The following is a 9,286-nucleotide window of genomic DNA, read 5'->3' as shown; positions in this document are numbered from 1 at the left end:
TGTCGGAGAGGCCGCTGGGCGTCTTCTCCCGCCAGATCGTCCTCGCCGACACGCTCGACACCGAGCACATCCAGGCCGACTACGACGCAGGCGTGCTCACCCTGCGCATCCCGATCGCCGAGCGCGCCAAGCCCCGCAAGATCGCCATCGGCGTCGGATCGGGCCGCAAGGAGATCTCCGGCTGAGCCGGACCCGATGAGGGCTGAACAGCGGCGGAGGACGGGTACCTGATCCCCCCCAACCTGTCCTCCGCACCCCGGTGGGACCGAGAAAGGGGTGACGGCCGACGTGACGATGCGACGGGAAGCGTTCCTCGACCATGTGAAGGAACGCGGCAAGTACGAGACCCCGCAGGAAGCCGAACGCGCGGCCCGCGTGGTGCTCGCCCTGCTGGGCGCACACCTGGTCGGCGAGGTACGCGCCCAGCTGGCGGCGCGTCTGCCGGAAGGCTTCGCCCTGATCCTCCTCAACCCGCTGCAGAGCGCCGAGCCGCTGCCCCCGGAGCGATTCGTGCGCGCGACCGCGGCCTGGATCGAGGGCGCGACCGAACAGACCGCGGCCTGGGATGTCAGCGCCGTCCTGTCCACGGTCGCCGACGCCACCGACGACGACCTCCTCAAACAGATCCTGCTCCAGCTCCCCGCAGGCTACGACCTCCTCTTCGGCCGCCCCCAGCAAACCTGACCACCCACCCCCGGTGACCCGGTGACCGCACACCGGCCACCACGACCTGGTGACAGAAAGGCAACCACCGCAGTGATGTCCGACCACAGTGCACCGCTCCAGCAGCCCTACGGCAGGGCGTACGAGCAGATGCTGGAGAAGGTCCGCTACGAAGGCGCCTACCCCACCCGCAAGAAGGCCGAGGAAGCCGTCCGCCTCGTCCTTTCGGGACTGGGACGCCAGCTGACCGGTGACGAACGCGTCGAACTGGCCGCCCGTCTCCCCGTCGAAGCCGCGCGCATCCTCACCGCCCAGATCCCCGACACCCAGCCGCTGGGCGGCTGGGCCTTCGTCAAGGACCTCGCCGCCCGCACCGGCGCCTCCCAGGCCACCACCCGCTGGGACACCGGATCCGTCCTCTCCGCCGTCGCCGCCTACGCCGGCCCCGACCTGCTGACCCGCATCCTGCGCCAGCTCCCCTCCGGCCACGCACTGCTGTTCGGCCGCGCCGAACTCACCCGAGCCGCCTAGACGGCAACGACGAGCAAAGCCGGGGCGGACGCGACCTCCGCACCGCTGCCCGCCCCGCCAGCGCCTCACTCTCGCCCGATCAGCCACCGCCACCACAGCACTTGCCCCCGTCGCAACCTGCGCCCTCACCAAAACAGCGAACACAACCTCCAAGAGCACCGATCCGACACCCGCCACCCCGGCCTCGCCCGGTTGGTCGGCGACGGTTCCGTGGCTGTGTACGGCGTGAACCGCTTGCTCGTCGCCCAGCGCAACAGCGGCGGGCATGTCAAGGTGTACGCCCGGTTCCGCGCGCCCCTGGACTGGCACACGAACCTGGACCTGGCCGACGTCGAGGCCGTGCGATCGAGTCTGCTGGCTCTGTTCGACGGCTGGGCCGCTCCCGTCCTCGACCTCCTCCGCCACGGCACCGCTTTCGCACACCGCCCCCTCTACGTCCTGCCCGTCTCCCACACCTGGACCCACGTCCCCGGGGTGACGCTGCTGGGCGACGCCGCGCATCTGATGCCCCCATTGGTGGTGGGCGCGAACCTCGCGATGCCGGAAGGCGCCGAACTCGCCGAGTCCATCGCCACCGGCCCTGAAGATCCCGACGAGGCCGTCCGCGCCTTCGAGGAACAGATGTGGGCACGGGCCGGCAGGTGGGCGAAGATCACGATGGCCGGTCTGGAACGCCTCGTGAGCCCGGACCCCGCCGAAGCCCTCGCCCACTTCGATCGAGTCCAGCCATCCTGACTGCCAAGCGCCAGAGCACCAGCACCAGCACCAGCACCAGGGCCAGGGCCAGGCCGTCGGCGATGTCGGCCCGCTGCGCGAGCACGGCTTCCACGTCTGCCGGCCGGCCGACGACTACGCCGAGAACCCATGAGTCGGCTCGGCGGGCGCGGGAGCTGGGCCTTTCGTAGATTGAGGAGAGAGCAGCCCGCAGGGAATGCGTGTGACGGGACCGGAGATCGACTACACGGCGGTGTTCGCCGCTCTTCCGAGCCCGTGCCTGATGCTCGGCACGGACCTGGTGATCGCTGACGCCAACCGGGCGTTTTGCGAGGTGACCGGGCGCAGCCGGGGTGAGCTGGTCGGGCAGTATCTCTTCGAGGTTTTCCCGGACAACCCCGCCGACCCGGAGGCCGACGGGGTGGTGACGCTGAAAGCCTCACTGCACCGGGTCCTGGCCTCCGGTCAGACCGATCACATGGCGCTACAGAAGTACGACATCCCGGTCCCCGGCAGCCCCGACGTGTTCAAGGAGCGGTGGTGGACCGCGATCAACGTGCCGGTCCTCGGCCCGGACGGAAAGGTCGCCTGGATCATCCACCGGTCCGAGGACATGACCGAGGTCGTCCTCGCCCGCCGCACGGAGCACCTGCCGTCGGTCAGCCCCGGCCGGGAAGCGGCCATGGAGGCCGAGCTGTATGCCCGTGCGCGGCAGCTGCAGCGGCTGAACGAGGAACTGCGGCAGGCCCACGCCCGTGAACGGCGCATCGCCGTCGCCCTGCAAGAAACCATGCTCCAAACCCCGGACCTCGCCCGGCACCCGGACATCGCCGTGCGCTACCTGCCCGCGACCGGATCACTGAACGTGTGCGGCGACTGGTACGACGCGGTCGACCTGCCCCCAGGGCGCTTCACCGTCGCGGTCGGTGACGTGGTCGGCCACGGGCTGACGGCCGCCACCGTCATGGGCATGCTCCGCAGCGCCATGAGCGCCACCACCCACGCCGTCCACGGCCCCGCCCAGGCGCTGGAGGTCCTGGGGCTGTACGCGCGCTCGGTCGAGGGAGCACTGGCCGCCACCGCCGTACAGGTCCTCGTCGACTGCCACAGCCATCTGCTCATCTACAGCAGCGCCGGCCACCCCCCGCCCGTCCTGCTGCACCCGGACGGCACCTGCGACCTCCTCGACCAGGCAACCGACCCACCACTGGGCGCCCGCCCCGAACACGTCCCGCGCCCCCAGGCCACCACCACCTACAACCCCGGCGACACCCTCATCCTCTACACCGACGGCCTGATCGAACGCCGCGATGAGGACATCGACACCGGCCTGACCCGCTTGACCACCACGCTCGCCACCTGCACCGAGCTCGGCCCGGAACACCTCGCCGACGCCCTCCTCGCCCGCCTCGGCCTCACCAGCGGCGCAGGCGACGACATCGCCCTGGTCGTCGTCCGTCTGGAGGAAACGTCCTGACGATCCCCGATCCCTGGTCCATGTCGGGCGACACCGGGCCGTCCAGACCGGCGTAGGCGGGCGATGCGTCGGCGGCGGTCAGGACGGCCGGACCCGCGACGAGGGCCTTCAGTGCGCCCAGAGGGCTCCAGGTCATTTCGCACGCTCAGCAGGCGATGGTGGCCCAGGAGTGGGAGGGGAAGGTGCGCGAGCCCGCTTGGCCGCTTGCCAGCACGTCGAGTTCGGCGCCGGTGGTCGGAGCGGTGATCACGAACGACAGTGTGGCTTTGCCGTCGGAGTCGAAGACACCGGACGCTCCCGAGGTGTAGGTCTTCTGGCCGACGATCCAGTAGTCGGCCCAGACCGACCGGCCCTCGTACCACGAGGGCCAGTAGGACGAACCGTGCGCGACGTCCACCGTCACGATGTCCTCACGGACATAGGCGTGCCTGCCACCGACGCCGATGTCGACGGTCTCGCACCGCTGCCAGACGCCGGTCTCGATCACGTAGTCGTTCCACGTCGAGGCGTCGGCGTAGGTGGCGTTGTCCAGGGTGCAGGGAGCCAGCGGAGCGGTCACGAAGTTGCTGTAGTAGACGCCGAGGTCGTGCCACCACACCTGGTAGGTGACGGTCAGTGTCGCGCCCGGTAGCGGGTTGGCCACCGAGAAGTTGAACGTGGCGTTCTTCCTGACGGTGTCGAACGCGCCGGTGGCGGTGGCGGTCTTGGTGCTGCCGCTGATGGTGTAGAAGGCGGTGATGGTGGAGTTGGCGGGCGCGTAACCGACGGACTCGACGTTGAGGGTGATCCGGTCGACGGGTATCGCGATCGTCATGGGACCGCTGCCACTGTTCTGCACGGCGCAGTGCTGGTCCAGGTTGGGCGCGACCGGTCCGCCCGGGTCGGCGGAGGCGGGTACCGCCCCGGCGGCGGTCAGGCCGATCAGGATGGCGAGAGCGGTGGTCACCGCTCGCCAGGATCTCCAGGTCTTCCAGGTTCTTCGGGTCTTTCGGGTCTTCCGGGCCATCGCGGATGTCCCCCAGATCATTGTTGCCGGACGGTGCTCGCCACTTGTGGCGGCAGAGACGCCCGTACGGCACCCACGGTTCCTGGCCCGGTGCAGCCCCGCTCAGTCCCAGCGAAAGGCCAAGTACACGCATCTAAAAGCGGCTTGTCTCCCTGCGCCAGCACCTCCAGGTGTCATGCTGATCGGCGTGCATCGGCCGTCCGGCCGGTCGGCTCGAGCCGAGAAATGGCCCGGCTCGCCGCCCACCACCCAACAGGCCGACGGCACCGCTTCCCCCGTCCAGTAAGGAACACGGCATGACCATCCCGCACGCCTTCCCCCTGGAGCCCACCTCGATCCATGTTGCCGACGAGGTCCTCGATGACCTGCGCGCCCGTCTCACGCTGACCCGTTCGCCGCTGGCCGAAGGAAATGAGGACTGGTCCTTCGGGATCCCGGACAGCTATCTGCGTGAGCTGGCCGCCGCTCCCACTCCTGCTCAGGCCGCCCGGCTGACCCGCACCCAGCTGCGGTCGCTACTGAAGAAGGCCGGCCGCAGGAACACCATCGACGCCGAGGCGGAACGGCTCCAGACCGCGCTCCGTGCCCCGCAGATGCGCCAACTTCCACTAGTTGAAGAGGCCATGGGCCGTCAGACCCTTGTGCTCCTGGGACAACTCGACGCCGCCTGCAGCAGTGCGGACGATCTCGCTGAGGCCACGGCAGAGTCTTTTGTGAAACACCCGGACGCCGAGATCATCACCGGCTTCCCAGGGCTCAGCGCGCTCAGCGGCGCCCGGGTGTTCGCCGAGATCGGTGACGACCGATCCCGCCTCGCCGACGCCAGAGGCCTGAAGGCTTACGCCGGTTCGGCCCCGGTCACCAGGGCCTCCGGCAAGAGCGTGGCCGTCCTTGCACGCCGGGTCAAGAACCAGCGACTGGCCGCCGTCGGATACGTATGGGCCTTCTCGGCCATGGCCCACTCAGACGGCGCCAGAGCGCACTACGACCGACGCCGTGAGGCCGGAGACCGCCACACCGCCGCCCAGCGCAATCTCTTCAATCGCCTGATCGACTGCCTCCACCACTGCCTGGCCCACCGCGTCTACTCCAGCGAAGCGATCGCCTTCCCCACCCCAGCAGACAACCAACTCCCGGCGGTCGCTTGACAGTTCTTCCGCATCGGTTGTCTTCTTCCCTGCGTCGATGCCCTGGCTGGAGGCATGAACGCTGCTGGAGGTCTTGACGCTCTGGGCATCGATCACACAGGCCGATGGCTCGGCGTCCCGTCCTTCCTTCTCCCGCAGCAGCTGCCTGAGCAGGCCGTTGAGCTGGGCGAACACTCCTTCCTGCTGCCACTTGGCGACCTAGCCGTAGACCGTGTTCCAGTGCGGGAAGTCATGCGGGAACTAGCGCCACTGCACGCCGGTGCGGTCCACATACAAGATCGCGTCCATGATGTCGCGCAGATCGTGCTCGGGCGGCCGGCCGAAGTCCAGGGCCCTGCCGCGGCGCTCGAAGCGCCAGGCCGAGAGCACCGGCTCGATCAACTCCCTGCGGGCATCGGACAGATCACTCGGATACGGGCGTCGCGTCGGCATGCTTCCGGCGTATCGCTCCGGATCGAGTGCACCCAGGCGCACAGCAGCGGCGACAGAAGCACACAGCCCCGAAGACCAGGCACCCTGGGACAAGACAAGAACAAGCCACATCCCACCCCACCCGTCACCCCGCCCAGCCCACCAGCCCCAACCACACCCGCTACCTCCTCCGCACCGCAATCCCACACTCCAAGAACCGCCATATAAATCGGCAGTACAGGTGAAAACGACCTCTGGCTTCACCCCGGCCACCGCCCCCACACCGGCACCCTGGACGGCAGCAGATACAACGCCTGCTGCACCGCCACCGTCTTCCCCACCCCCGGATCCCCGAGCGCGGAGCGGCGGCGGACATCGATCTTGATGCTCGCCACAGAACGACTCCTGAAGTGACGCCGAAACGACTCCCTCAGAAATCGACACAGCCAAGAGGGCCGAGGCGGGGGCGGGCAGGGCTGAGAGGGGCGTGTGCGCGCCCCGACGCCTTCAGCTGATCCGTGTCCCTGTGACCACGATCATCGGGGTTTTCCGGCCCGGCACCCCGTGCTCCGGTCCGGAGAGGGTGCTCTGCCAGTTCACGGCGTGGGGCTTCACCGTGTCGATGACGAGCTGCTGGCCCGTCTCCGGTCCGGCGAAGGTGAGGGCGAAGGGCGCTCCTGGGCCCAGTGCTTTCAGGAAGAGTGTCGCGCGCTCCCGCCACTGCCCGGTGACACCACTGATTCCCCCGGGACGTGGAACATGATGCCGATCGTCCAGCACCCCACGCCGTCGGCCAGGGCGTTGCAGGGATCGCCGATCCGGATTGTGGTGATGTCGCGAAGCCTCCCCCGTGGATCGAAGTGCGGCCCGTAGGACGGGTGATGGCGGAGCAGGTCCCAGTAGGCGTCCCAGAGGGGCCCGTAGCCGGCGAGCTGGTGGGACAAGTAGGCGACATGGTCGCGGTCGCCCTCCAGGAAGTCGATCGTTTCGCACCAGGGAAGCAGCGCCAGTGCGGGGACGAGACTGGCGCCGGCACCCACGACGAGCCCGTGCCGCCGCCGCGAACAGCCGCGGCCGATGTCCTCGAAGTAGTCCGCGATCGAGGTCAACAGCAGCTCCGCCTGGGGCCCGGGCACAGGGTCGGGGGGCATCGCGGAGGTTCGGCGAGTGCGTGGCCGGCCGGGATCGGTGGCCCGCGATGCGCCGCTCGGCCTGCGTCGCTTCGGCTTCGTCTGCACGGTTGCCGTCTCCGCAGGAACTGGCACGGCGGGAAGCGGCACGGCGCGAGGCGTCCCGGCGCGAGGCGTCTCGAGGGAGGCGGTTCGGCGAGGGGGTTCCCGGCCCGAGCCGACTGGGCCGGTGCGCGGGCGACCTCGTCGGCGCCGGCCCGCGTGTCACCTCCGGCGAGGGACAGGAGCAACTCCGCGAGACGGTTGTGGGCGCGGTCCACGTCCGCCTCGGTGCCCGCGCCCGCCGGCCGCCGCTCGACCAGGTACTGGACCAGCTGGTACACGAGAGCCGTGTTGGCGGGCGCCTTCTTCATGTGCCGTTGCAGGGTCGAGGGGTCCACGTGCGGACCGTGCCGGCTGAGCTCCGTCGCCATGGTCCTCACGGACGGAGCCCCCGCATCGGAATGCAGTTTCCACAGCCAGGTGACGTAGTCGTCCAAAGGGCCGGGCGGAATGCTGTCCGGCTTCGGTCTGATGGCCAACTGGCGCCCCCTGCTGCGGTGCTGGTCCACGGTGTGTCACTCCGTAGCAAAGCGTATCGATCCGTCTCAAAGCCGCGGAGCCGGACGCATTGTTTTGCCGGTAGCCCACAACAGGAGGTGATGACCATGAGCGTGAACAGGAGACGGGCCGTACGGTCCGCTTCGCCATCGCCCACAGGAACCGCACGGCCCGTCTGGTGGCCCTCGTCGTGACGGTCGGTGCCGTGATAGCGGTGCTTCTGATCGTGTCGCGGCCGGTCCAACTGTCGATCGGCTGAGCAGCGACACGGCCCGGCCGCCGTCCGGCGGCGCCGACAGGTGGGTTCTGCCAGCGCCCGTCCGGACCGCGGGTCAGCGTGCGCCGGTGAAGGTCTCGTAACCCGCGTCGCAAGACGCGCGCGCCCAGACGATCAGGGACCAGGCGACGCAGCCCACAGCAGCTCCGAACAACGCAGAGCCCGCCCAGGGGAGACAGGAGTTGGATCTCGACTTGGCTGTATCCACGACACGACACGACTCCGAATACTCCATTCGCGGTTCCGAGGTGAGCGGGTGAGTGCCTGGGGCAGCTCACGCCAGCCCTCGCACTGGACCGAACCCGGGCCGCCCCTGGGCCGTCCGACGTCAGCCGACGCCGACCGACAACGACGGAAGCCCACGGCATCTGAGCTGGTCAGAGCCGTGGGCTTCTTCAGCCCCGCTGGTCAGCGAGACCTTTGATCAGTAGACCGGCCAATGAGATCGTGCGGAAGCCTCAGACGTGCATCTGTGCGTCGGCGGGTGAGCGGCGGCCTCCGTACGAGGTGACCAATGCGTCAGCGACGGCCGCCGCGTCAGCGTCGGCTACGTCCGCCGGGTATTCCGGCAGAAGGTCGTCCCAGACGGGCAGCCACGACCCGAACAGCTGGGCCTGCCCCTCGGGCCGGGCGAAGAACCAGATGTGCAGGTGTGCGGCTCCGTCCCCGAACCGGTAGACGTGGGCTCGGGAGATATGCGGCAGTGCCTGCACATGGCGGACGATGTGAGTGGTGAGCACCCCCAGTTCGGCGGCCATTTCGTCGGACAGATCCGCCATATCGCAGTGGTCTCGGGAGTACAGCATCAGCACCAGAGGCACACCGACGCCCGTGACCCGAGCCAGTCGCCATCGTTCGTTGAACCAGATGCCTTCGTCTCGGGCGCGGCACACATCGCAGTTCGCCGGGTCCTCGCCGTGCCGTTCCGGCTCGGGCAGAACGGGCGGGCACAGCGGCGCGACGCGAAGTCCGTCAGGCTCGAACGGGCTTATGTCCCAGCTGGTCATCCGTGCCAACGGAAGCCGAAGCTCACCATCCGCGGCCGCACGTGCGTGGTCGTAGAACTCATCAGGTCGCAAAGCCATGATCGGAGATTAACGTAGCCCGTAGGCGCCCTGATCCGTGCCAGATCGTGCAGGGAGCCGCGGGGAACGCGGATGCTCAACTCTGCAGACGGAAAGCGCCTGCACCGCTGTAGCGCAGGTCAGGTCCAGCACAACTGATAGATCACCTGAGCTTGGCATTTATCCTCGTCGGGCTTGGTGTTCCTTGATTGACTCGGAGCGTTTGACCGTCTTTCCGACGTCGTGACGTGTGGCCCTCTGCTTG

The 9,286-nt window shown here is 68.7% G+C and carries 9 protein-coding genes and 2 pseudogenes; 6 read left to right on the top strand and 5 right to left on the bottom strand.

What is annotated here, in order from left to right; all coding sequences use genetic code 11:
- From ACWD3E_RS42920 to ACWD3E_RS42900, 5 genes and pseudogenes are all read left to right on the top strand, one after another.
- A partial coding sequence (locus ACWD3E_RS42920) for an Hsp20/alpha crystallin family protein (protein ID WP_451392887.1) occupies positions 1-185 on the top strand: 185 nt, incomplete at its 5' end.
- 103 nt (positions 186-288) lie between these two features.
- The gene (locus ACWD3E_RS42915) at positions 289-684 is read left to right on the top strand and encodes a DUF2267 domain-containing protein (RefSeq protein WP_451392886.1); all 396 of its coding nucleotides are present in this window, start codon (positions 289-291) and stop codon (positions 682-684) included.
- Between the two features lie 75 nt (positions 685-759).
- A complete protein-coding gene (locus tag ACWD3E_RS42910; protein ID WP_451392885.1) occupies positions 760-1,194 on the top strand; it encodes a DUF2267 domain-containing protein in 435 nt (144 codons plus the stop codon).
- A gap of 165 nt (positions 1,195-1,359) precedes the next feature.
- Positions 1,360-1,929 (top strand): annotated as a pseudogene (locus ACWD3E_RS42905) (FAD-dependent oxidoreductase); the annotation flags it as partial.
- 196 nt (positions 1,930-2,125) lie between these two features.
- A complete protein-coding gene (locus tag ACWD3E_RS42900; protein ID WP_451392884.1) occupies positions 2,126-3,385 on the top strand; it encodes a PP2C family protein-serine/threonine phosphatase in 1,260 nt (419 codons plus the stop codon).
- A gap of 145 nt (positions 3,386-3,530) precedes the next feature.
- Here the strand turns inward: ACWD3E_RS42900 and ACWD3E_RS42895 are convergent, their stop codons facing one another.
- Positions 3,531-4,331, bottom strand: a complete 801-nt coding sequence (locus ACWD3E_RS42895) for a hypothetical protein (RefSeq protein ID WP_451392883.1) — start codon at positions 4,329-4,331, stop codon at positions 3,531-3,533.
- A gap of 356 nt (positions 4,332-4,687) precedes the next feature.
- Between ACWD3E_RS42895 and ACWD3E_RS42890 the strand changes: the two genes are divergently transcribed.
- Positions 4,688-5,539 (top strand): transposase, encoded by an 852-nt coding sequence (locus tag ACWD3E_RS42890; RefSeq protein WP_451392882.1) that lies wholly within the window; start codon positions 4,688-4,690, stop codon positions 5,537-5,539.
- 21 nt (positions 5,540-5,560) lie between these two features.
- Here the strand turns inward: ACWD3E_RS42890 and ACWD3E_RS42885 are convergent.
- The 4 genes and pseudogenes from ACWD3E_RS42885 to ACWD3E_RS42870 form a co-directional block, all read right to left on the bottom strand.
- Positions 5,561-5,971: pseudogene (locus ACWD3E_RS42885) on the bottom strand (transposase); the annotation flags it as partial.
- Positions 5,972-6,210: 239 nt separating this feature from the next.
- Positions 6,211-6,345, bottom strand: coding sequence for a hypothetical protein (locus ACWD3E_RS42880; RefSeq protein ID WP_451392881.1), 135 nt, complete (start codon positions 6,343-6,345; stop codon positions 6,211-6,213).
- Positions 6,346-6,642: 297 nt separating this feature from the next.
- The gene (locus ACWD3E_RS42875) at positions 6,643-7,059 is read right to left on the bottom strand and encodes a hypothetical protein (protein WP_451392880.1); all 417 of its coding nucleotides are present in this window, start codon (positions 7,057-7,059) and stop codon (positions 6,643-6,645) included.
- A gap of 1,356 nt (positions 7,060-8,415) precedes the next feature.
- Entirely contained in the window at positions 8,416-8,964 is a 549-nt protein-coding gene (locus tag ACWD3E_RS42870) for a hypothetical protein (RefSeq protein ID WP_451392879.1), read from the bottom strand.
- Between the last annotated feature and the right edge of the window lie 322 nt (positions 8,965-9,286).

The sequence above is a fragment of the Streptomyces sp. NPDC002676 genome (genome assembly GCF_053592455.1).
The sequence above is the reverse complement of the archived record's forward strand: the minus strand, read 5'-3'. Positions and strand labels throughout refer to the sequence as shown.

What these genes read in the sequence shown, in the direction of transcription:
- ACWD3E_RS42890 (WP_451392882.1), top strand. Translation starts at nt 4,688, where the DNA reads ATGACCATCCCGCACGCCTTCCCCCTGGAGCCCACCTCGATCCATGTT.
- ACWD3E_RS42900 (WP_451392884.1), top strand. Translation starts at nt 2,126, where the DNA reads ATGCGTGTGACGGGACCGGAGATCGACTACACGGCGGTGTTCGCCGCT.
- ACWD3E_RS42870 (WP_451392879.1), bottom strand. Translation starts at nt 8,964, where the DNA reads ATGACCAGCTGGGACATAAGCCCGTTCGAGCCTGACGGACTTCGCGTC.
- ACWD3E_RS42910 (WP_451392885.1), top strand. Translation starts at nt 760, where the DNA reads ATGTCCGACCACAGTGCACCGCTCCAGCAGCCCTACGGCAGGGCGTAC.